Raw genomic sequence first — 20862 nt, forward strand, 5'->3', positions numbered from 1 at the left:
CCGCGGGGGCGGCCGGGCTCACCCCTGCCCGGCCGCCCACTCCCGCACCCGCGCCGCCGACTCCTCGTCGGACAGGTCCTCGACGCGGGTCATGACGGCCCAGCGCAGCCCGTGCGGGTCGCGGATCGAGGCGAAGCGGTCGCCGGAGACGAAGTCGGCGAGCGGCTCCCGGATCGTCGCGCCCGCGGCCTGCGCCTCGGCGACCACGGCGTCGACGTCGGGCACGTAGAGCGCGATCGAGGAGCAGACGACGTCGTCCTCGTGGGGTGCGACGAGACCGAAGTCCGGCATCGGGTCGGAGATCTGCAGCCGGCCCCGCCCGAAGTCGAGCGTCGCGTGCGCGACGAGCGTCCCTCCCTTCCCGTCCGGCATGTGCGTCACGTCGACCGTGCGCGCGCCGAAGACCCGCTCGTACCACGCGATCGCGCCCTGCGCGTCCTGCACGGTGTGGAAAGGGGTCAAGCTGGTGAACCCGTGCGGCACGCCGTGGTCGGTGTGCTGGCCGGTCGCTGCGGTGGTGGTGTCCATGGGCACGACGCTAGGCAACCCGAGGGCGGGACGCTTGAAGATCTGCGCCAACCTCGTGGGTGCCCCTACGCTCGGCCCGTGAGCGAGGCGATCCCGCGCAAGGGCCAGCTGCGCCCGGATGCCCGGGCGCCGGTCTCCCGGATCCTCCCGACGGCGGAGGGAGAGCCCCTCGCGCGGTGGTTCTGGGTGCCGGAGTGGGACCTGCCGGAGGGGGCGGTGCACGAGGCGCTGACGCTGCCCTTCCCTGCGGGCCAGCTCGTCGTCGAGGCCGATGCGGTGCGGGTGTACGGCCCGGTCTCCCGGGCCTGGCGGCGCGACCTCACCGGGCGCGGCTGGGCCGTGGGCGCCCTGCTGCGTCCGGGGGCGGCCCATGCGCTCGTCGGCGACGTGGGCACGCTGCGGGACCGCGACACCGAGACGAAGGGGGCGACCCGCCTCCACGCGGACGTCACCCGGGTCATGGACGGCCCGGGCGACGCGGACGAACGGCACACCGCCGCAGCGCGGCTGCTCGAGGTCTGGCTCGCCACGCAGGTGGGGGCGGCGGTGGCCGCGGATCCCGACGCGGTCCCGGCCCGGCGTCTCGTCGAGCTGGCCGACAGCGACCCCTCCCTGCTGCGGGTCGACGACCTCGCCGCGCGACTGGGTGCGTCCGTGCGCACCCTGCAGCGCTTGGCGAGCACGCACGTCGGGATGAGCCCGGGGGAGATCATCCGTCGCCGCCGGCTGCAGGAGGCGGCCGAGCGCGTCCGTGAGGAGCCGGGAGCCGACCTGTCGACGATCGCCGCGGACCTCGGCTACGCCGACCACGCCCACCTCACACGCGAGTTCGGCAGGATGCTCGGCTTCACCCCGACCGGGTACCGCGCCGGGGGCACTGAGTCACACTGACTCAGTGTCCGGACCGCTGGGTCGCGGCACAGCCCGGCCCGGGAATGGCCAGTCGAAGAAGGAGCGCGACATCCAGGTCGCGGATCTTCTTCGACTCGCGGAGGGGGTGAGGTCCTCGTCATCATCGGGGCCTGTCCAGGGAGGGCCGACGCGACTACCGTTGGTGCATGGAGCCCCTCTCGATCCTGCGCTCGCCACCCGTCGTCGGGCTGGCCTCGCTCGCGGCGCAACGCCTGCTGAGCCGGGGGTCGTCCACGTCACCTGCCACGTCGCTCCTCGGGGCGGCGGTCGCGGTGGCCGGCCTGGGGGTCGCCGCCGCCGGCATCCGCGAGATCCGCGCCGCGGGCACGACCCTCGACCCGACCCGCCCGGCCGACGCGAGCAAGGTCGTGCGCCAGGGCATCTATCGCTACTCCCGCAACCCGATCTACCTCGGTGACGCCCTGCTGCTCGCCGGCTACGCGATCCACCGCCGCGACCTGCTCGCCATCCTGCCGGTGGCCGGGTTCGTCGGGGTCATCGACACCTTCCAGGTCTCGGCCGAGGAGGAGGCGCTGCGCGACCGATTCGGCTCGACCTACGGCGACTACGTGGCGAGCGTGCGGCGCTGGTTGTGACCTTGGGCGCCGGCCCGCGCCCGCGTCTGCCCGCGCCCGTGAGCCGGCCCGAGCCCGGGCCGGCTCACGCCAACTGCTGGCCCGAGGTCGCCTGCGTGGCCCGGTCGTGCAGGTCGACGAGCACGGCGGCGTCTCCGTCCGGGGCGTGACCGGTCACCGACAGCAGCTCGCAGACGGCACGGTGGGCGCAACCCCGCTCGTAGTCCCTGAGCCACTTCTCCGCGATCCGCTGGGCGTCACCGAGGTAGGGCCAGCTCGCACGGATCCTCGGCATGCCGACCCGGTGGGGCTTCGGCGTCAGCCGGGCCCGCGAGGTCTCGTGCAGTCCGCACAGCCGCACGTAGAGATCGTCCGAGCCGAGGTCGACGGGGGCCGTCAGGTCGGGAGGCCCGCTCGCCAGCCCGGTGATGATGACGCGCAGGCCGGCTGCGGTGCGATAGGTGCGCACACCGAGGTCGGTGCGCGGCCGCCCACCGGGCGATGCGCTCGAGCGCAGGGCGGGGGTCGGGCTGCCCGGTGCGAAACAGCTTGCGCTGAGGCGGCAGGTCGACGTCGGCCACGAGCAGGACGTCGGTGTTGAGCACCTCGACACCCATCCGGTTACGCGTCACGGCCCCGATCAGTGCACCGTCGGCGCCGCGTACCTCGTGGAGGACCTCCTCGCGCACGGGCGTGCGGGGCTAGTAGTCGAAGCCGGCCCGCCCGCGGGTCAGCTGGTCGACGGCCGCGGCGAGCCGGTGCTGCGCGCGCATGGCCGCGTCGGCGGCCGACTCCGCCGACCACCCCCAGATGCGAAGGGGGAAGCGCCGCCCCTCGTGCTCGACCTCGGCGCTCGCGAACTGCCAGTGCTGGGGGCGGGGTCGCATGCGCCCGAGTCTGCCGGAGGTCAGTCCGACTGGTCGGCCAAGCCGGCCCGGCCGAGCCACGGGCCGGTGAGCTCGGCGACCGACGGGGTGAGCGCCTTTTGCAGCAGCGGGCCGAAGGTCACCCGGCGCACCCCCGCGTCGCGCAGCTCCTGCAGGGACCCCGAGGGGGCGCCGTCGACGGGGTGGGCGGTGACGTTGAGCGGCAGCGAGGTCGCCTCCATGAGGGTGGCGAGGGTGGCCGCGTCGGGGATCTTCACCGGGTAGACGCAGCGGGCCCCGGCCTCCTCGCACGCCCGGATGCGGGTGATCGCCTCGGCGACCGGGTCGGGGAAACGGTCGGTGCCGTGGAGCAGCGCGTCGGTGCGCGCGTTGATGACGAGCTCGATGTCGGCCTCGTCGGCGGCCTGGCGCAGCGCCCCGATGTAGTCGGCGTGCTCGGCAACCTCGCGCACCCGGTCCTGCGAGTGCACGGTGTCCTCGACGTTGATGCCCACTGCGCCGGCGTCGAGGACCCGCTCGACGAGCTCGGCGGCGGGGGTGTCGTAACCGGACTCGACGTCGGCGCTCACCGGCACGCGCACGGCCGAGCAGATCCGACGGATGCCGTCGAGCGCGTCGTCCAGGGTCATGCCCTCGCCGTCCTGCTGCCCGCGCGAGTCGGCGAGTGGGTGGCTGCCGATGGTCAGGGCGGGGAAGCCCGCGTCGACGACCGCACGCGCGGACCACACGTCCCAGACCGTGGGCAGGACGAGGGTCTCGTCGGTGTGGTGCAGGCGGAGGAGGTCGCTGGCCAGGCTCTTGAGATCGCTCATGGCTCCACCCTCCCAACTGGCGAAGGGGGCGACAAGGCCTCAGCCGATCAGGCCGGCGTCGCGGGCGAGCGAGACGGCCTCGCCGCGCGTCGCGGCGCCCGGCTCGGCACGGAGCACCCGAGGTGGGCCCCGACATCGGTCAGGTGCGCTGTAGGGTGCCTCAGATCCGCGGGTCCCGTGTGTCGACACGAGTGGAGCGGGTAGTCAGCCGACGAAGACCGCCCCGAGAGCACAAGGAGCGCACGATGAGCGAGACCGAGATCGAGACCGTCGCCACGATCATGCGGGAGACGAGGATCGCCGTCCTCACCCACGTCGAGGACGGACGTCTGGTGTCGGTGCCGATGGGCACCCAGGCCCTCGACGACCCGGGCACCATCCACTTCATCACTGAGGCCGACACCGACAAGGTGCGGGCGATCGCGGCCCACCCCGAGGTCAACATCGCGTATGCCACGGACGACGGCTGGGTGAGCGTCAGCGGCACGGCCCGTCGCAACGACGACCGGGAGTTGCTCGGGCGGCTGTGGGACGCGTCGGCCGGTGCCTTCATGGAGGGCGGCCCTGATGACCCGAACAGCACCCTGATCACGGTCACGGCCGACACCGCGCGCTACTGGACCTCGCCCGGCACCGTGGCGACGGTCGTCCAGATGGCCAAGGGACTCGTCAGCGACGGGCGGCCCGACCTCGGCGACACCGGCACCGTCAGCCTCTGAGCGACGCCGCGTCCCCGGCGTGTCGCGCCGCCCCCACGCGGGGCCGCGACGCGCGCTCGTCGGGGGATGCGTGTAGCGTCGAACCCGTCCGAAGCTCCACTTCCCCGGTGCCCGACGGTGGTCGTCAACCTCCGTCGCATGGAGGACAGCATGACCACGACCTCTCCCCGATCAGACCTCGCCGCATTGACCGAGCGGTTCCTCGCCGTCAGGGCACGGACCGACCGGCTCACCCGGGACCTCGGTCCCGAGGACCAGACGCCGCAGTCGATGACCGAGGCCAGCCCGACGAAGTGGCACCGAGCCCACACCACGTGGTTCTTCGAGGAGTTCGTCCTCGGTGCCGACCCTGCCTACCGACCGCGCGACCCCGCCTTCCGCTATCTCTTCAACAGCTACTACGAGGCCGTGGGGGAGCGTCACCCCCGCGCCGCGCGCGGACACGTGACCCGCCCGGGCGTCGCCGAGGTCGCGGCCTACCGCCAGGACGTCGAGGAGCAGCTCGTCGCCCGGCTCGAGGACGGGACCCTCGACGAGGCGCTGCTCGACCTCGTCGAGCTCGGCTGCCACCACGAGGAGCAGCACCAGGAGCTGCTCCTCATGGACGTCAAGCACCTCCTCTCGGGCAATGTCCTCCAGCCGGTCTACGTCGAGCGGGCGCCCGACCCCGACCCCGCGGCCGACCCCCTCCCGCAGCGCTGGACGCACGTGCCCGGTGGGGTCACGCACATCGGAGACGACGGCAGCGGCTTCGCCTTCGACAACGAGCGCCCGCGTCACCGGGTGTGGCTCGACGACGTCGAGGTCGGCACCCGCCAGGTGACCAACGCCGAGTGGGTCCGGTTCATCGACGACGGCGGCTACGCCCGCCCCGACCTGTGGCTCTCCGACGGGTGGGCGACCCTGCAGGCCACGGGGTGGGACGCGCCCGGCTACTGGCGCCGGGACGACGACCACGGCTGGACGACCTTCACCCTGTCGGGACGCCGTCCGGTGGTGGCCGCCGAGCCGGTGTGCCACATCTCCTTCTTCGAGGCCGATGCCTTCGCCCGGTGGGCGGGCCACCGCCTGCCCACCGAGCAGGAGTGGGAGGCCCGCGCTGTGAGCGGTCACCAGACGCACGGCGGTCTGCTCGACCCCGAGCGCTGCCACCCCGGGCCGGCGGCCGAGGTCACCTTCGGCGACGTCTGGGAGTGGACGGCGAGCGCGTACCTGCCGTACCCGGGATTCGAGACGGCCCCGGGCGCCGTGGGCGAGTACAACGGCAAGTTCATGAACGACCAGCACGTCCTGCGGGGAGCCTCCGCGGTGACCCCGCCGGACCACCCGCGCACGACCTACCGCAACTTCTTCCCGGCCGCGTCCCGGTGGGCCTTCTCCGGACTGCGACTCGCCCGGTGAGCCGCGCCGAGCTCGAGGCCGACCTCCGCTCCGGCCTCTGGTCGCAGCCGGCGACCCTGCCGCCACGCTGGTTCTACGACGAGCGGGGCTCCCGCCTCTTCGACGAGATCACCACCCTGCCCGAGTACTACCCGACGCGTGCCGAGCAGGAGATCCTCACCCACCGCAGCGGCGAGATCATCGCGCTGAGCGCCGCGCGGAGCCTGCACGAGCTGGGGGCGGGCACGGCGACCAAGACCCGTGAACTGCTCGACGCCCTCACCGCGCAGGGGCGGCCGGCGCTCTACGCGCCGCTCGACATCAGCAAGGAGGTCCTGCTCGAGGCCGCCGACCGTCTGCGCACGGACTACCCGGCCCTGAACGTCGAGCCGGCGGTCGCCGACTTCCACCACCTGCCACCGCTGTCGGGGGAGCCCGGTGAACGTCTGCTCGTCTTCCTCGGCGGCACGATCGGCAACTTCGAGGAGGACGAGCGCTCCGGGTTCCTCGACATGGTGCACGCGGCCCTCGCCCCCGGTGACCACCTGCTCCTCGGAGCCGACCTCGTCAAGGACCCGGACCGGCTCGTCGCGGCCTACGACGACGGGGCAGGCGTGACCGCGCGCTTCAACCTCAACCTCGTCGACGTCATCACCCGCACCACGCCGGTCACGGGTCTGTCCCGCGACGACCTCGTCCACGAGGCCGCGTGGGACGACCGCGCCTCGCGCATCGAGATGCGGCTGCGTGCGGTGCGTGACATCACGGCCGACTTCACCGGGATCGGTCGCACGTGGCGCCTGGCGAAGGGGGAGCACCTGCGGACCGAGATCTCGCGCAAGTTCGACCTCGGCCTGCTCCGTGACGAGCTGACCGAGCACGGCTTCGAGCCGGTGACGAGCTGGACCGACGCGGCGGACGACTTCTCGCTGACCCTCGCCCGGGTCGCCGGCCGTGACGACGGCACGCCGTGACCCGCACCCTCCTCGAGCGCTTCCACGGGCGCATCCTCGGGGCGGGTAGCAGCAGCGGGCTGCGGCTGGTGGTCGGCGACTGGTGGGACTCGCCCCTCGGGGCCTTCACCGATGTCATGGTCGCGACGCCTGACGACCGTCGGGTCCTGCTGGCGCCGGACGACGAGGTCGCTCAGTACGTCGCCGCCACGTACTCCTTCGACGAGGTCCGGGTCGGCCCGGTTGCCCTGCAGGTCGACGATGACGTGTGGCGCCTCGACGCAGGCCCGTTGCGGTGCACGATCGGTCTGGGAGGGCGCACGGCCCTCGGCCTGGTCCTGCGAACCGTGCCCGAGCGGGTGGGGCGCAGCCGCGCCTTCGCGCATCTCGCCGACCCCATCGCGCGGCGGCTGCTTCCGGGGGTGCGCACCGTCGGCAGCGCCGGCGGTGGGCGGCGCGAGTACTACGGGGCGCACGACCAGCGGCAGGTGACGTCGCTGTCCGGCACATGGTCGGGCCAGTCCATCGGCGGCCTCACCCCGGTCACGCCTCCGCCACGATTCGGCTTCAGCTCCACGCCCGCGTCACCCAGCCTGACGCGGGTGACGACGACCGTCGAGCGAGGCGTCGACGCGGACTGACGAGCGCAGTCGGGGCAGCGTGATGCCCGACCCGGCGAGCAGCTCGCCTCAGGTCGCCTCGTCGTAGCGCGCCAGGGCCTCGAGCCGCTCCTCCGCGTGGTCGACGATCCGCTCCGGGTAGTCGTGCGCGTACCCGTCGTCGTGCTTCCACGGCTCGTGCGCTGCGGCGCCCTCGAGATGGGCCAGCTCCGGCACCCACCGGCGCACGTACGCACCGTCGGGGTCGAAGCGCTTGCCCTGCGTGACGGGGTTGAAGACACGGAAGTACGGGGACGCGTCCGTGCCGGTGCCGGCGACCCACTGCCAGCCGTGGTTGTTGGACGCGAGGTCCCCGTCGACGAGGTGCTCGAGGAAGTGCCGCGCGCCGACGGGCCACCACACGTGCAGGTCCTTGGTGAGGAAGCTCGCCGTGGCCATCCGCACCCGGTTGTGCATCCATCCCTCGCCGAGCAGCTGGCGCATGCCGGCATCGACGATCGGGTAACCGGTGCGCCCCTCGCGCCACGCCTCGATGGCGTCTTGCGGTTCGTCGTAGCGAAGGGGGAGTGGCCGCAGGTCCTGCCACGCGGAGTCCGGGTTGGCCCAGAGCACGTCGGCGTAGAACTCCCGCCAGGCGAGCTCCGTGCGGTAGGTCTGCGCCCCGTCGCCGCGCTCGCCGCGCAGGTCGTGGAGGAGCTGGCGGGGGTGGACGACCCCGAGGTGCAGGTCGGCGGACATGCGCGAGGTCCCCTCGACCGCCGGGAGGTCGCGATCGTGGTCGTAGTCGGCCAGCGCCTCGTCGCGGAAGCGCACCCAGCGCCGCCGGGCGGCGTCCTCGCCCGCGGTCGGCAGGTCGATCGGGCACTCGCGGGCCGCCTTGTCGAGCATCGCCTCGACCCGGCCGTCGGTGTCGGCCTCGATCCACTCGACCCCACGCGGCGCACTCGTCGGCTCGTCCCAGCCGTGCTCGCGCCACGCGGTGGCGAATGGGGTGAAGACCTTGAAGGGGGTGCCTCCCTTCGTCCGCACCGTGCCGGGGTCGACGGCAAAGGGCGAGCCGGTGGCCACACCCTCGACGCCGATCTCGCGCAGCGCGGCGACGACACGACGATCGCGCTCGACGCCCCCGGGCTCGTTCTCCCGGCTGACGTGGACCGACGTGGCCCCGACCTCGCGGGCGACGCGCGGCACGACCTCGGCGGGGTCGCCGAGCCGGATCACAAGGCGACCGTCGAGGGAGGCGTCAAGTGCTCGCAGGGTGGCGGCCAGCCACGCGGTCTTCGCCGCACCGGCCGGCCCCCACATCGTCGGGTCGATGACGAAGAGGGGGAGCACAGCTCCCCGCGAGGCGGACTCCCGCAGGGCGGGGTGGTCGCGCAGACGCAGGTCCCGGCGAAACCACATGATCGCGGTGCCCATCACAGGCGGAGAAGCATCTTGCCCGTGTTGGCACCGTCGAGCAGGTCCATGAAGGCCTGCGGCGCGGCGTCGAGACCGTCGCGGAAGGTCTCGTCGGCGACCAGTCGACCCTCGGCGAGCCACTGGGGCGCCCGGGAGTGGTACTCGGCGACGAGCTCGGGGTACTGACCGACGATGAAGCCGCGCAGGGTCAGCCCCTTGCCGATGGCGAGGGCCAGGTTGCGGGGTGCGGCGGGCGGCTCGGTCGAGTTGTACTGCGAGATCGCCCCGCACATCGCGACCCGACCGAAGGTCGACAGCGTGCCGATCGCGGCCTCGAGGTGCTCGCCGCCGACGTTGTCGAAGTAGACGTCGATGCCGTCGGGCGCGACCGAGGCCAGCCCCTCGGCGACGGGACCGTCGCGGTAGCTGAAGGCCGCGTCGTAACCCAGCTCGACCACGCGGGCGACCTTGTCGGCGGAGCCCGCCGAGCCGACGACCCGGCCGGCGCCGAGCGCCTTGGCGATCTGACCGGCGGCCTGGCCGACGGCACCTGCGGCGCCGGAGACGAAGACGGTGTCTCCCTCGCGCATGCCGGCCACGGCGGTCAGCCCGACGTAGGCCGTCAGGCCGGTGAGGCCGAGGACGCCGAGATAGGTCGAGGCGGGCGCGGCATCGGTGTCGACGACCCGGACCGCCTTCGCCGGGAGCACAGCGTGCTCGCGCCAGCCGAGGCCGTGCAGCACGTGCTGGCCCACGGCGACGTCGTCGGAGCGGGAGGCGATGACTTCGCCGACCGCGCCGCCGTCGAGCGGGGCGTCGATCTCGAAGGGGGCGACGTAGGACTTCACGTCGTTCATCCGACCGCGCATGTAGGGGTCGACCGACATGACGACATTGCGCACGAGCACCTGGCCGTCGGCGAGCTGCGGCAACTCAACGGTCTCGAGGCGGAAGTTGTCGGCCGTCGGCGCGCCCTGCGGGCGCGAGGCGAGGACGATCTGGCGGGTGGTCGTGGGGATCTGGGTCATCGGCGATCAGTCCTGCGTGACCGTGACGGTGACGTCGATGTTGCCGCGCGTCGCGTTGGAGTAGGGGCAGACCTCGTGGGCCTGGTCGGCGAGCTGCTGGGCTGCCTCGGCGTCGAGGTGGGGCAGGGTGACCTCGAGCTCGACGGCCAGCTGGTAGCCGCCGCCCTCCTTGGGGCCGATGTGCACGCGCGAGCCGACGGCGGAGTCGGCGACGTCGACCTTGCCGGCGCGGGCCACGGCCTGCAGCGCCGAGTGGAAGCACGCGGCGTAGCCGACGGCGAAGAGCTGCTCGGGGTTGGTCCCCTCACCCGACCCGCCCATCTCCTGGGGGATCGCGAGGTCGAGGTCGAGGCGGCCGTCACTGGTCCGGCCGTGCCCGTCGCGGCCGGCGCCGGTGGCGAGGGCCTCTGCGGTGTAGAGAGTCTTCATCGTCATGCTCCTTGGGTGGGGGTGGGGTCGCCGACGGATGCGCAGAACCTCTGGGCCAGGCGACGCAGGGTCGCCAGCTCCTCGGGCTCCATGTCGACGGCGTCGTACAGGCGCCGCTGGATCGCCGCGACCTGCGTCTCGAGGTCCCGACCGGCGGTGGTTAGGTGGATCGTCACGCGGCGGGCGTCCTCCCCTTCGCGACGGCGCTCGACGAGACCGCTCGCCGACATGCGCTTGAGAAGGGGGGAGAGCGTCCCGCTGTCGAGGTGCAGCGCCTCGCCGAGCTCGGTGACGGTGCGGCCGTCGCGCTCCCACAGGGCGAGGAGGGTGACGTATTGGGTGTACGTCAGCCCGATCTCGGCGAGGCCTTCGCGGTAGGCCGCGGTCGCCGAGCGCGACGCCGAGTAGAGGGCGAAGCAGATCTGCTGGTCGAGCTGGTGGTCCGTCTGCACCTCTGAAGCATCGCACGCAATTGATTTGTGCGCAATCTATTCGTGCGGATCGAGGTGTTCAGCGCGCGATCGGCACCGGCAGGCCGGCGAGCTCGACGCCGGTCCGCTCGGTCACCGCGCCGTCCGGCGCCACGGCCACCTCGTGGAGCACGAGGTCGCCGTCGGTGACCGACCACAGCCGCACCTGCCACGGCCCCTCACCACTGACCCGAGGCGGCTCGACGAGCGCGCGCACCTGCTCCTTCGCCTCGTCGACCCGCCGCCGGGCGTCCGCCCCGGTGGCGGGGCGGAGGCGCAGGTCATCGGCAGAGGTCAGGAGCCGCCACCCCTTCGCCATGTCACGGGTGGCATCGGCCCGCGCGGTCGCCAGCTCGAGCGCCTCGTCGGCGGAGCCCACCCGGGTGCCGTCGATCTGCGCCCAGCGCTCGGGATGGCCGCTCAGCACGACGACGCGGCCGTCGTCGGCGACGGCGACGAACCACCGGGCCGGGTGCGATGCGCCGCGCCAGACGACGTCGAGCAGGCGCCACCCGCGCAGCGCCGCCACGGGCACGGGACGCAGACGGGTCCTGGCGTCGGTGACGACCAACGCCAGCATCGGCTCGTCCGTCGTCGTCGAGATGGTCGCGATGTCGGTCATGAGTTGTCCTCGTCCCACTGCTCGCCGTAGTAGTCCATGTAGGTCTCGTCGCCGTCGCCCGTCGACGGGGAGTAGTAGCCGCTCTTGAAGAGCTCGCGGATCGCGGCGCGCCCGGCGGCGTCGGCCTCCTCGGGGGTCGCGCCGGCGGCGACGGCCTCGTCGTGGGCCACGAGATAGTTGGTGATGTGCTGCTCGTCGGTCGACAGCGAGCTCTCGCCGTCGGCCGCCTGGTAGTAGTAGGCCTCCTGGGTCATCGCCTCGACCTCGCCGTCACCGGACTCATGGTCGGAGCCTAGGGAATCCGCCGCGCTGACGGCAGGGGGAGCGCTCCCCACGCCGTCCGGCCCCCGAACTTCGCAAAACCCTAGGGTCTTGCGAAGTTCCCCCCGGCCCACTCCGCAGGACCCTAGGGTTTTGCAGAGTTCGAAGGGGAGATCGGCGCCGGCTGCCGGCGGGCTCCCCGGGGCTCAGGCCTGGTCGTCGGGAGCGCCCACGGTCTCCTGCACCGGGCCCTCCGCCGTGATCTCGACGACCGGCTCGCCGTCGACCGGTGGCATGCCCGGGTCGACCGCCTCGGTCGGCGGGGTGGCGAACTCGTCCTCGGTGCCCGGCTGACGGTCCGTGCCGGGGAAGCGGCGGAGGTCGAGCGTCACCGGGAAGTCGGTGACGGCCGGACCGAAGCCCGACATCGGGTCGGGCAGGGCCGACAGGTCGACCGGCCCGGGGGTGTGGCCGTCGGTGACGAAGCGCGCCGCCCGGCGCGACTCCGCGGACGCGGCGTTGACCGGGAAGGTGTCGTAGGCGACGCCGCCCGGGTGGGTCACGTGGTACGTGAAGCCACCGAGGGAGCGGCCGGTCCACCGGTCGACGAGGTCGAAGACGAGCGGCCCGTGCACACCGATCGTCGGGTGCAGCGCCGACGGCGGCGCCCATGCCCGGTAGCGGACGCCACCGACGAAGGCGCCGGAGCTCCCCTTCGCCCCGACGGGACCGCCCCAGCCCTGCTCGGCGACGGGGACCATGGGCACGGGCACGCCGTTGCACGTCACGACGTGCCGTCCCTCGACGAGGCCGACGGCGCGGACCTGGACCTTTTCGACCGAGGAGTCGACGTAGCGGGCGGTGCCGAACTGGCTGACCTCCTCGCCGAGGACGTGCCACGGCTCGATCGCGGTGCGCAGCTCGAGCTCGACGCCGGCGATCGTCGTGTCCCCCAGCCGCGGGAAGCGGAACTCGAGGAAGGCGTCGAACCACGCCGGGTCGATGCGCCCGGCCCCGGCCCGCTCCAGGTAGCGGTTGACGTCGTCGATGACGTCGCGCAGGTCGGTGGCGACGAAGGCGGGCAGCAGGTAGCGGTCGTGCAGCCGGGTGCCCCACTGTACGAGCGGACCGGTGTAGGGCTCGTCCCAGAAGCGGGCGACGAGGGCCCGGACGAGCAGCGCCTGCAGCAGCGCCATGCGCGGATGCGGCGGCATCTCGAAGCCGCGCATCTCGAGCAGTCCGAGCCGCCCGCGCTCGGAGCCGGGCGCGAAGAGCTTGTCGATGCAGAACTCCGACCGGTGCGTGTTGCCCGTGATGTCGGTGAGCAGGTGGCGCAGCAGCCGGTCCGCGAGCCACGGGCGGGTGTCCCGCTTGGGCCGGTGGTCGTCGTCGAGCGGGTCGGTGATCGCGGAGGCGTCGTGTTCCATCGCGATCACGTGCTCGAGCTGGGCGAAGGCGATCTCGAGCTCGTAGAGCGTGTCGGCGCGCCCTTCGTCGACGCGCGGCGCCTGCGACGTCGGACCGATGAAGCGCCCGGAGAAGAGGTAGCTCAGCGCCGGGTGGTGCTGCCAGTAGGTGACGAGCGAGCGCAGCAGGTCGGGGCGACGCAGCATCGGGCTGTCGGCGGCGGTGGGCCCGCCGAGGGTGAGGTGGTTGCCGCCGCCGGTGCCGGTGTGCGAGCCGTCGAGGTCGAACTTTTCCGTCGCGAGGTGGATCTGTCGGGCGTGCTCGTGGAGCGACTCCGTCTGCTCGACGAGCTCGCCCCACGAGGCCGTCGGCGCGACGTTGACCTCGATGACGCCGGGGTCGGGCGTCACCGACATCGTGCGGACCCGGTCGTCGCCGGGAAGGGGGTAGCCCTCGAGGACGACCGCGTGGCCGGTCTCGGCGGCGGCGCCCTCGACGGCGCCGACGAGCTCGAGGGCGTCCTCGAGGTGCGACATCGGCGGCAGGAAGACGAAGAGGTGCCCGTCGCGGTGCTGCACGGCCAGGGCAGTGCGCGGCGACTCGTCGATCGGCAGCACCCGGGCGGGTGCGACATCGCCGGCCGGCAGCGTCGCCGGGTCGAGGGCGGGCAGCGCTCCGCGCGGGTCGAAGGGGGATCGCTCGGGCTGGTCGGGGCCTTCCGTCCAGGCGATCGAGGACAACGGCAGCCGCAGACCGGCGGGCGAGTCGCCGGGCACGAGGGCGAGGAAGCCGCGGCGGGTGCGCCACGTCGTCGTCGCCCAGCCCTCGCCATCGGGGGCGGGGAAGACCGGCAGCACCCAGGCGGCCGGGGTGTCGAGGTCGACCTGCTCGTCGACCCGCGCGACGACGGCCGCTCGGTGCTCGGCGTCGGAGGCGTCCTCGCTGTCGGGGGCGACGTCGCCCGCGGAGGGGCCGTCGCCGTGGGGCAGTCGGGCCTCGGTGACGACCTGCTGCAAGGGGTCCTCGACGGCGGCGACGAGCTGCTCGGGCGGGATGCCCAGGCGTCGGGCGATGCCGAGCGCGAGGTCGCGGGCCGCGCTCGCCGCCTCCGGCGAGCCGGAGTCCGCGCGTGGCTCTCCCCAGGGGTCGTCGAGCAGCTCCTGGGCGCGCCACAGCGGTTCGCCGTCGGTGCGCTCGCTCAAGCCGATCTGCCAGCGGGGGAGCGGCTCGCCCGGGTACCACTTGCCTTGGCCGTGGTGGCGCAGGGTGCCGGGGCCCGAGAGGCGCCGGGCGAGCGCCATGGCGAGCTCGCGCTTCTCCTCCCCGTCGGCCGCGGTGTGCCACTGGGGGTCCTTCGTGCCGCCGGCCGCGACGAAGGTCGGCTCGCCACCCATCGTCAGGCGAACGTCGCCCCGGGTCAGCAGGTCGTCGACGGCAGTGCCGAGCTCGGTGATCCGCGCCCACTGCTCGTCGGTGACCGGGCGGGTGACGCGCGGGTCCTCGGCAAACCGGGTCACCGTGTTGCTGAAGTCGAAGGTCACCTGCGTCGGGGCGGTCGCGCCGCTGATCGGCGCGGCCGACGCGGGGTGCGGGGTGCACGACAGGGGGATGTGCCCCTCGCCGCAGAGCAGGCCGGAGGTGGCGTCGAGCCCGATCCACCCGGCGCCGGGGACGTAGACCTCGGCCCAGGCGTGCAGGTCGGTGAAGTCCTCGGCCGGTCCGTTGAGGCTGTCGTCGCCGACGGCGCTCAGGTCGGAGGTCAGCTGCACGAGGTAGCCGGAGACGAAGCGCGCGGCCAGCCCGAGCTGCCGCAGCGCCGAGACGAGCAGCCAGGCGGAGTCGCGGCAGGAGCCGATGCCCCGCTCGAGGGTGTGCTGCGGGGTCTGCACGCCTGCCTCGAGACGCACCGTGTAGTCGACGCTCTCGCGCACGGCGCGGTTGAGCCCGACGATGAAGTCGACGATCCGCGTGCCGGCGCCGACCTCCGCGTCACGTGGCCCGGTGAGCAGGCCGGGCAGCACCTGCTCGAGCCAGGCGCTGACCTCGGGGGCCGGGCCGCTGCCCTCCGCACCGTCGTCGACGGGCCGCAGGTAGGGCGCGAGATCCTCGCGCAGCTGCTCCGGGTAGGCGAAGGGGAAGGTCGCCGCCCAGTCCTCGACGAAGAAGTCGAAGGGGTTGATGACCGTCATGTCCGCCGTCAGGTCGACGGTGATCTCGAGCCGGGAGACCTTGTCGGGGAAGACCACCCGCGCCAGCCAGTTGCCGAAGGGGTCCTGCTGCCAGTTGAGGAAGTGCTCGGGCGGATCGATGCGCAGCGCGTAGCTCGGGATCGGCGTGCGGGAGTGAGGCGCCGGCCGCAGGCGGATCGTGTGCGGGTAGACGTGCACGGGTTCGGCGAACTCGTAGGACGTGCGGTGCTCGAGGGCCACTCGGATGGTCACGCGACCACTCTAGGCACCCAGCGCCTGCCGTGACCCGGGGATGACCGGGCCGGCTCGCCCCGGACCGGCTGGCTACTCCTCCAGGCCCGACAGCACCGACCGCGCGGCCCGCTCGGTCACCCCGGTGTCGGGGGTGCCGTTGTAGGCGCCGTTGGCGACGCTCACGGTGTTGTGTCCGACCTTGACGACGACGAAGTCCATCGTCATCGTCTCGAGGGTTTGCTGGATCTTCAGCCGGAAGGCGACGGTGCGGTCGCCGAGCGCCGGGAAGGTGAGCGGCTCCACCTCGTAGCTGCTCGTGTTGCCGGTGTCGGCCTGCCGGAAGTCGAAGCTCGGGCATTCGGCGACGAGCTCGCCCGCCTCGTCGAAGAGCCGCGAGGGGTAGGGGTCGTCGAAGGAGTAGACCCACATGCCCAGGTGATGGCGCTCGCTGCCCGGAGGCGGCGGGTTGTCGGCGCGGGCGAAGTTGGCCTGCACGCGGGCGCGCTCGGTGCGCTGCACCTTGTCCCACCCGGGGCCCTTCTGCAGCAGCGGCGCGCAAGAGCTCGGGGTGACGTCGCCCGCCTGGGCCTCGCTGACGGTCGGCCGCTCGTCGTCGACCCACCCCTCACCGACGTCACCGGCCGAAGGGAGGGCGGCGCGCAGACCCCCTTCGTCCATGGGTCGGCCGGGGCCGGTGACCGTGCCGACGTCGTCGCCGGACCCGCTCGAGGGGTCGGCGGAGGACGTCGCCGTCGTGCCGCTGCCCGTCGGCGATCCGGTGTCGTCACCCCCGGAGCCCGGGATCAGGGAGCAGGCGGCGAGGGCGACGGCGCACCCGCCGCCGACCACGGCCGCCCGCAGCGACCTCACAGCGACTCGAGGTTGTCGACCGTCGTCTTCAGCAGGGTCTCGACCGCAGCCGAGTGGTACTTCGACGCCGGACCGGCGCTGTGCACGACGTGGACGCGGTTGTGACCCAACGACGCGGTCGCGACCTGCACGACGCCGCCCTGGAAGGTGTCGCCCTCGGTGGTGTTCTCCACCCTCACGCCGTAGGTGCGGTCACCGACCGGCTGGAGCGAGACGGGGCTGAGCTTCCAGTCGCTCGGGCCGTACTTGTCGATGATCTGGAAGGTGTCGCACTGACCCAGCGCCTCGCCCGCCTTGTCGAAGAGCGTCGAGGGCACCTCCTCGTCGTAGGTGGTGATCTCGACGCTGAGCACCCCGAGGCCGCCGGGGCCCACGTAGTCCTTCTTGGCGGAGCCGGTGGAGTGCTCCTTGAGCTCGTCGGCGACCTTGCCGCTCAGGCGCACGTCCTCGCAGACGGCCGGGTAGGTCGTCGACTCCGGGTCCGGTGGCTCGGACTCGGTCGCCGTGTCGACGGTGAACCCCTCGGGGGTCTCCTCGTCGGTCGGCAGCGCCGAGCGCAGCTGCTCCTCGCCCAGCTGGGTCCGCCCGACCTGCTGCGTCGTCGACGGGTCGTCGGAACCACCGATCGAGGGGACGCACCCGGCGACGAGGGCCAGTGCGGCGGTGCCGACGGCCGCGCGTGCGGTCGCCCGGGTCACCGCTCGCCGGGTCACTTCAGGTCCTCGAGCGCCTCGGTGACGAACTTGCCGAGCCGCTCCTCGTTGTTGGCGCGGAAGCCGGTGATCATCCGGGCGCTGATGAGGTTGTGGCCGCTGCGCACCCAGATGTAGTCGACGGCGATGTCGGTCTCCTCGTTGCCGATCCGCACGGCGAAGGTCTGGTCACCGATGACCGGGCTGCCGATGTGCTGCGCGGTCTGCTCGATGTCGTTGGCGTCGGGGGCGGTGCGGGAGGTGAACTTCGTGCACTCGGCCAGCGATGCCCCGGCCTCGTCGAAGAAGCGCTGGGGGTAGGGCTCGTCGAAGGTCCAGATGGCCACCGACAGCTGCGGCGTGGGCGTGCCGCCGTTCTTCTGCGCGTAGCGCACGCCCTCGCCCTCGCTGACGTGCTTGTCGCGCCACTCGCGGATCTCCGGGGTGTCGAAGTAGGCGGCGAGGCAGGTCTCGGGGTCGGTGGTGCGCTTGCTCTTGAGCGCCGCGTCGAAGCCGTCGGGGTGCTTGACGAAGCCTGCGGGCGCCTCCTCGAGGGTCGGCAGCGCCGCCTTGAGCTTCTTGGCGGTGAGCTCCTGCTGCTCGGGGGCGTCGGCGACCTCGGCCTCCGGCGTGTTGGTCACGGTCACGGTCGTGGGCTCGGTCGGCTCCGCCGGTGCGTCGTCACCGCAGGCGGAGAGGGCGAGGGCAGCCGTGACGGCCAGCGTGGCGAAGGGGGCGAGGCGTCGGGTCATGAAGTGGCCTTCGTGAGGTCGTCGAGCACGCCCTGCGCGTGCTCCTCGAGGGTGTCGGAGCTGTCCGGCCCGGGGCCGGACACCAGTCGCACGTTGATCAGGTTGTGACCGCTGCGGACCCACAGGTCGTCGATGGTCAGGTTGATGTCGGTGCTGCTGCGTCGCACGGCGAAGGAGCGGTCGCCGATCACGGGGTTGGCGATGTGGTGGGTGCGCCACTCGGTGCCGTTGTCCTCGTAGCTGGCGCACTGGGCCATCGCGGCACCGGCGTCGTCGAGGAAGCGGGTCGGGTAGGGCCGGTCGTGGGTCCACACGGACACGACGAGGCTCGGTGTCGGGTTGCCACCGCCGCCGTGCTCGTGCCGCACCCCCAAGCCCTCGGTGCGGTGCTTGGTGGTCCAGGAGCGGACTTTCGGGGTGCCGAAGATGGCGGCGAGGCAGGCCGGCGGATCCGTGTCGCTCGTGCCGTCGGCCGCGACGTCCACGTCCTTGCGGGTCAGCTCGAAGCCCTCGGGGCCCTCGCCGTCGGCGGGCAGGGCCGCGATGATCTGCGCGCGGGTCAGCTCCTGCTGCTCCGGGGCGTCGAGGGTCTCGGGCTCGGGCGTGCTCGTCGCCGTCACGGTCGACGTCGGGGAGGACTCGCTGGTCGGCGAGGTCGAGGTGGAGCTGTCGGTGGGCGCGGGGTCCGGCCCCCCGCAGGCGCCCAGTGCCACGGCGGCCGTCACGACGAGCATGCCGAAGGGGGCCGCCCGGGTGATCACGACGTGGCCTTCTCGAGGTCGTCGAGGATGCCCTGGGCGTAGTCCTGCATGAGCTTGCCGTCGTAGTCCTTGTCGTAGCCCAGGGTCATCACGGTGATGAGGTTGTGGCCGCTGCGCACGTACATGCGGTCGACGTAGAAGTCGTGGTCGCGGCTGGTGATGCGCACGGCGAGGGTCTGGTCCCCGATCTGGGGCGTGGAGATCGCCTTGGCCGAGTAGCTGCTGTCGGGGCCGGCGTTGTTGCTCTCGGTGTAGTCGTCGCACGAGGCGATCGCCGCGCCGGCGTCGTCGAAGATGCTGTGGGGGTAGGGCTCGTCGTAGGACTCGACGTAGGTCGCGATGATGCCGCCACCGTTGACCTTCTCGCGGCTGAAGCGCGCCTTCTCGTTGACCTTGCGGTGCTCGTCGCGAAACTTCTCCGCATCCGACCCGGCGAGCTCGACGTCGGCGCACTCCGCCGGGTCGTAGGTCGGCTCGTAGGTGCTGGCCGGCGAGATGTCGACGAGCCAGTCCTTGCTGGGCATGTCGGCCCGGGTCGGCAGCGCCTTGCGGGCGGTGGCCTTGTCGATCTGCTGCTGCTCGGGCCGGTCAAGGGCCTCGGCCTCGGCGTCCTTGGTGACGGTGATGGTGCCCGGGTCGCTCGCCTCGTCGGGAGGGGTCGAGCCCTGGTCGCCGCAGGCGGAGACCGCGAGCAGGGTCGTCAGACTGAGGGCGGCCAGGCATCGGCGGGTCGTCGCATCCATCGTCGCCAAGCATCCCACGGCCGCCGCCAAACGTGCCCGGCGGCGACCCGGGCCCGTATCGTCGTGGCGAGACCTCAGGAGGGGAACCAGTGAAGCAGATCTCCCGACGCACCGTGCTCACCGCGATGGGCGCGCTCGGCACCATGACCGTCGCCGGCTGCGCCGACGGCGAGCCCAGCCAGCTCGACCCGTCGTCGACGCACGTCGTCGAGGGCGACGGCGGGTCCGGCTCGTCCGCGAGCGGTTCGTCGTCCACAGGCTCCGAGGGCTCGGGCGATGCGTCGTCGGAGGGTGGCATGCGGCAGGTGCAGCTCGACTCTCCCGACGCGATGCGCGGCCGCTGGGCGGCCTACACGGCCGTGGTGCTCGCCGCGAGCGACAACTCCGAGTCCTCCCGCGCCGAGGACGGCGACTGGATCTTCCAGCACGAGCTCGGCCCCTGGGCGATGCTCGTGCGCTTCAAGGACGGCAAGGCGCTGCTCGCCGGTCAGGCCAATGCCGACATCGTGCGCGACCTCACCCAGGAGAAGAAGATCCGCAAGGCCCTCGTCGCCGGTGCCCCGAAGTGGTGGGGGGCGCTCGACACGGCGCTGCCGGACACCGCCCGGATCGGGTTCGTCCTCGGCTGGGACGGCAAGACCTGGCAGGGCCTGGCCCCGTCGGTGAGCAACTTCGACGCCCTGCCCTTCTACCCCAAGTCGCAGCAGGCCTGCGGCGAGCAGCTCGTCATGTGGGGCAGCAAGGCCGAGGGCAGCTACACCGGCTCGGCCAAGGCGGCGGCCGATGCCGCCATGCGCGCCGGCACCCAGCTGACCGCGGCCCAGCTGAAGAAGCTGGGCCCGGGCATCCAGTCCGCCCGGGTCAAGGGTGCGCTGACCGCCGCGAAGGCCTACGAGGGCAAGGGCAAGCACTGACCCCGAGGGTCAGCCGCGCGCCTGCCAGGTGCACACGCAGGCGAGGTTGCCGTCGGCGTCCGACAGCACCCACCACGCGGGGGCGAACTCGTCGGTGACCAGCTCGCCGCCGGCGGCGACGCAGGCGTCGACCCGCGCCTGCGCTTCGTCGTGCGGGACGTAGACGTCGAGGTGCACCCGGCCGCGGCCCGACCGCTCCTCGCTGTCCTGGAACCAGATCTCGGGCAGCTGACCGTCGGGCGAAGGGAGGCTGTCGGGGTCCCCCTTCGCCGGCTCGTGACCGGTGAGGGCCATCCAGAAGGGGCGGATCCGGTCGGCGTCGGCGGTGTCGATCCCGATGGTCATCGAGGCGCCCACCTCGGGCTGGGCGCTCGCGCCCAGGTCGTCGGCGATCCGGCTGATCTCGCCGGCCAGCGCGATGTCACGGGGCGAGAGGCCGCCCACGTCATGGCTGACCAGACGCAGCCCGACCCAGCCCCACCGCAGGTCGATGTCGGGGTGGTGGTCGGCCTCCTCGGCCGCCTTGGCGATCGCATTGACCAGCGCGAGCGACTCCTCGAAGCCCTGCGTGCGCAGGCGGGTGCGCAGCATGCCGTCGACCTCTCGCCACCCCTGGGGGATCTGGTCGGCGACCTGCTCGCTGGTCAGGGTCTGCTGGGCGTCGTCGCTCATGTGACCCACGTTAGGCCTTCGAGGTGTTCAC

24 protein-coding genes are annotated in these 20862 nt (G+C 72.7%); 7 read left to right on the forward strand and 17 right to left on the reverse strand.

Annotated elements, in window-relative coordinates; all coding sequences use genetic code 11:
- Nucleotides 1-18: 18 nt before the first annotated feature.
- Nucleotides 19-528, reverse strand: coding sequence for a VOC family protein (locus NYE39_RS11930; protein WP_114204390.1), 510 nt, complete (start codon nt 526-528; stop codon nt 19-21).
- Between the two features lie 78 nt (nt 529-606).
- Here NYE39_RS11930 and NYE39_RS11935 point away from each other — a divergent pair, with 78 nt between their 5' ends.
- Nucleotides 607-1419 carry an AraC family transcriptional regulator gene (locus NYE39_RS11935; protein ID WP_341012814.1) on the forward strand — a complete coding sequence of 271 codons (813 nt, stop codon included), beginning with the start codon at nt 607-609 and terminating at the stop codon, nt 1417-1419.
- A 167-nt stretch (nt 1420-1586) separates the two neighbouring features.
- Complete coding sequence (locus tag NYE39_RS11940) at nt 1587-2036, forward strand: methyltransferase family protein (protein ID WP_072623437.1); 450 nt, start codon at nt 1587-1589, stop codon at nt 2034-2036.
- Between the two features lie 64 nt (nt 2037-2100).
- On the opposite strand, the gene NYE39_RS11945 is transcribed toward NYE39_RS11940, so the two are convergent.
- The 3 genes from NYE39_RS11945 to NYE39_RS11955 form a co-directional block, all read right to left on the reverse strand.
- The gene (locus NYE39_RS11945; RefSeq protein ID WP_072623438.1) at nt 2101-2484 is read right to left on the reverse strand and encodes a hypothetical protein; all 384 of its coding nucleotides are present in this window, start codon (nt 2482-2484) and stop codon (nt 2101-2103) included.
- A 232-nt stretch (nt 2485-2716) separates the two neighbouring features.
- Entirely contained in the window at nt 2717-2902 is a 186-nt protein-coding gene (locus NYE39_RS11950; RefSeq protein WP_341012815.1) for a hypothetical protein, read from the reverse strand.
- Between the two features lie 20 nt (nt 2903-2922).
- Nucleotides 2923-3714: an isocitrate lyase/PEP mutase family protein gene (locus NYE39_RS11955; protein WP_072623440.1), complete on the reverse strand. Its 792-nt coding sequence runs from the start codon at nt 3712-3714 to the stop codon at nt 2923-2925.
- A gap of 245 nt (nt 3715-3959) precedes the next feature.
- On the opposite strand from NYE39_RS11955, the gene NYE39_RS11960 reads away from it, so the two are divergent.
- The 4 genes from NYE39_RS11960 to NYE39_RS11975 all read left to right on the forward strand — a co-directional run bounded on the left by NYE39_RS11960 (nt 3960) and on the right by NYE39_RS11975 (nt 7407).
- Nucleotides 3960-4433 carry a pyridoxamine 5'-phosphate oxidase family protein gene (locus NYE39_RS11960; protein ID WP_341012816.1) on the forward strand — a complete coding sequence of 158 codons (474 nt, stop codon included), beginning with the start codon at nt 3960-3962 and terminating at the stop codon, nt 4431-4433.
- A gap of 150 nt (nt 4434-4583) precedes the next feature.
- Complete coding sequence (gene egtB / locus NYE39_RS11965; RefSeq protein ID WP_255185016.1) at nt 4584-5834, forward strand: ergothioneine biosynthesis protein EgtB; 1251 nt, start codon at nt 4584-4586, stop codon at nt 5832-5834.
- Nucleotides 5831-6787, forward strand: coding sequence for an L-histidine N(alpha)-methyltransferase (gene egtD / locus NYE39_RS11970; protein ID WP_185221333.1), 957 nt, complete (start codon nt 5831-5833; stop codon nt 6785-6787). The genes egtB and egtD overlap by 4 nt, the downstream gene beginning before the upstream one ends.
- Complete coding sequence (locus NYE39_RS11975) at nt 6784-7407, forward strand: hypothetical protein (protein WP_185221334.1); 624 nt, start codon at nt 6784-6786, stop codon at nt 7405-7407. Before egtD ends, NYE39_RS11975 begins: the two co-directional genes overlap by 4 nt.
- Nucleotides 7408-7455: 48 nt before the next feature.
- On the opposite strand, the gene NYE39_RS11980 is transcribed toward NYE39_RS11975, so the two are convergent.
- The 12 genes from NYE39_RS11980 to NYE39_RS12035 form a co-directional block, all read right to left on the reverse strand.
- Nucleotides 7456-8805 carry a cryptochrome/photolyase family protein gene (locus NYE39_RS11980; protein ID WP_341012817.1) on the reverse strand — a complete coding sequence of 450 codons (1350 nt, stop codon included), beginning with the start codon at nt 8803-8805 and terminating at the stop codon, nt 7456-7458.
- The gene (locus tag NYE39_RS11985) at nt 8805-9815 is read right to left on the reverse strand and encodes an NADP-dependent oxidoreductase (RefSeq protein WP_341012818.1); all 1011 of its coding nucleotides are present in this window, start codon (nt 9813-9815) and stop codon (nt 8805-8807) included. The genes NYE39_RS11980 and NYE39_RS11985 overlap by 1 nt, the downstream gene beginning before the upstream one ends.
- A gap of 6 nt (nt 9816-9821) precedes the next feature.
- A complete protein-coding gene (locus NYE39_RS11990; RefSeq protein ID WP_072623446.1) occupies nt 9822-10244 on the reverse strand; it encodes an organic hydroperoxide resistance protein in 423 nt (140 codons plus the stop codon).
- Between the two features lie 2 nt (nt 10245-10246).
- The gene (locus NYE39_RS11995) at nt 10247-10696 is read right to left on the reverse strand and encodes a MarR family winged helix-turn-helix transcriptional regulator (RefSeq protein ID WP_341012819.1); all 450 of its coding nucleotides are present in this window, start codon (nt 10694-10696) and stop codon (nt 10247-10249) included.
- Nucleotides 10697-10754: 58 nt separating this feature from the next.
- The gene (locus NYE39_RS12000; protein WP_341012820.1) at nt 10755-11336 is read right to left on the reverse strand and encodes a hypothetical protein; all 582 of its coding nucleotides are present in this window, start codon (nt 11334-11336) and stop codon (nt 10755-10757) included.
- Nucleotides 11333-11590 carry a hypothetical protein gene (locus NYE39_RS12005; protein WP_341012821.1) on the reverse strand — a complete coding sequence of 86 codons (258 nt, stop codon included), beginning with the start codon at nt 11588-11590 and terminating at the stop codon, nt 11333-11335. The genes NYE39_RS12000 and NYE39_RS12005 overlap by 4 nt, the downstream gene beginning before the upstream one ends.
- A gap of 213 nt (nt 11591-11803) precedes the next feature.
- On the reverse strand, nt 11804-15445 hold the full coding sequence (locus tag NYE39_RS12010) for a transglutaminase family protein (RefSeq protein ID WP_341012822.1): 3642 nt from the start codon (nt 15443-15445) through the stop codon (nt 11804-11806).
- 72 nt (nt 15446-15517) lie between these two features.
- Nucleotides 15518-16297 carry a hypothetical protein gene (locus NYE39_RS12015; RefSeq protein ID WP_341012823.1) on the reverse strand — a complete coding sequence of 260 codons (780 nt, stop codon included), beginning with the start codon at nt 16295-16297 and terminating at the stop codon, nt 15518-15520.
- Entirely contained in the window at nt 16294-17010 is a 717-nt protein-coding gene (locus NYE39_RS12020; RefSeq protein WP_341012824.1) for a hypothetical protein, read from the reverse strand. The genes NYE39_RS12015 and NYE39_RS12020 overlap by 4 nt, the downstream gene beginning before the upstream one ends.
- On the reverse strand, nt 17007-17741 hold the full coding sequence (locus tag NYE39_RS12025) for a hypothetical protein (RefSeq protein ID WP_341012825.1): 735 nt from the start codon (nt 17739-17741) through the stop codon (nt 17007-17009). The genes NYE39_RS12020 and NYE39_RS12025 overlap by 4 nt, the downstream gene beginning before the upstream one ends.
- On the reverse strand, nt 17738-18502 hold the full coding sequence (locus NYE39_RS12030) for a hypothetical protein (protein WP_341012826.1): 765 nt from the start codon (nt 18500-18502) through the stop codon (nt 17738-17740). The genes NYE39_RS12025 and NYE39_RS12030 overlap by 4 nt, the downstream gene beginning before the upstream one ends.
- Nucleotides 18499-19245 (reverse strand): hypothetical protein, encoded by a 747-nt coding sequence (locus NYE39_RS12035; protein WP_341012827.1) that lies wholly within the window; start codon nt 19243-19245, stop codon nt 18499-18501. Before NYE39_RS12035 ends, NYE39_RS12030 begins: the two co-directional genes overlap by 4 nt.
- Before the next feature lie 89 nt (nt 19246-19334).
- Between NYE39_RS12035 and NYE39_RS12040 the strand changes: the two genes are divergently transcribed.
- On the forward strand, nt 19335-20159 hold the full coding sequence (locus tag NYE39_RS12040) for a hypothetical protein (protein WP_341012828.1): 825 nt from the start codon (nt 19335-19337) through the stop codon (nt 20157-20159).
- A gap of 9 nt (nt 20160-20168) precedes the next feature.
- Here NYE39_RS12040 and NYE39_RS12045 read toward each other — a convergent pair whose 3' ends face one another.
- A complete protein-coding gene (locus tag NYE39_RS12045) occupies nt 20169-20831 on the reverse strand; it encodes a 4a-hydroxytetrahydrobiopterin dehydratase (RefSeq protein ID WP_341012829.1) in 663 nt (220 codons plus the stop codon).
- Between the last annotated feature and the right edge of the window lie 31 nt (nt 20832-20862).

The organism is Janibacter sp. FSL W8-0316 (genome assembly GCF_038004165.1).
In the GTDB taxonomy this organism is placed as follows: Bacteria; Actinomycetota; Actinomycetes; order Actinomycetales; family Dermatophilaceae; genus Janibacter; species Janibacter indicus.

Bases quoted from the DNA above. Each gene is read 5' to 3' on its own strand.
- NYE39_RS11930 (WP_114204390.1), bottom strand. From the start codon at position 528: ATGGACACCACCACCGCAGCGACCGGCCAGCACACCGACCACGGCGTG.
- NYE39_RS11940 (WP_072623437.1), top strand. From the start codon at position 1,587: ATGGAGCCCCTCTCGATCCTGCGCTCGCCACCCGTCGTCGGGCTGGCC.
- NYE39_RS11950 (WP_341012815.1), bottom strand. From the start codon at position 2,902: ATGCGACCCCGCCCCCAGCACTGGCAGTTCGCGAGCGCCGAGGTCGAG.
- NYE39_RS11955 (WP_072623440.1), bottom strand. From the start codon at position 3,714: ATGAGCGATCTCAAGAGCCTGGCCAGCGACCTCCTCCGCCTGCACCAC.
- NYE39_RS11960 (WP_341012816.1), top strand. From the start codon at position 3,960: ATGAGCGAGACCGAGATCGAGACCGTCGCCACGATCATGCGGGAGACG.
- egtB (WP_255185016.1), top strand. From the start codon at position 4,584: ATGACCACGACCTCTCCCCGATCAGACCTCGCCGCATTGACCGAGCGG.
- NYE39_RS11980 (WP_341012817.1), bottom strand. From the start codon at position 8,805: ATGGGCACCGCGATCATGTGGTTTCGCCGGGACCTGCGTCTGCGCGAC.
- NYE39_RS11985 (WP_341012818.1), bottom strand. From the start codon at position 9,815: ATGACCCAGATCCCCACGACCACCCGCCAGATCGTCCTCGCCTCGCGC.
- NYE39_RS11990 (WP_072623446.1), bottom strand. From the start codon at position 10,244: ATGAAGACTCTCTACACCGCAGAGGCCCTCGCCACCGGCGCCGGCCGC.
- NYE39_RS12000 (WP_341012820.1), bottom strand. From the start codon at position 11,336: ATGACCGACATCGCGACCATCTCGACGACGACGGACGAGCCGATGCTG.
- NYE39_RS12005 (WP_341012821.1), bottom strand. From the start codon at position 11,590: ATGACCCAGGAGGCCTACTACTACCAGGCGGCCGACGGCGAGAGCTCG.
- NYE39_RS12025 (WP_341012825.1), bottom strand. From the start codon at position 17,741: ATGACCCGACGCCTCGCCCCCTTCGCCACGCTGGCCGTCACGGCTGCC.
- NYE39_RS12035 (WP_341012827.1), bottom strand. From the start codon at position 19,245: ATGGATGCGACGACCCGCCGATGCCTGGCCGCCCTCAGTCTGACGACC.
- NYE39_RS12045 (WP_341012829.1), bottom strand. From the start codon at position 20,831: ATGAGCGACGACGCCCAGCAGACCCTGACCAGCGAGCAGGTCGCCGAC.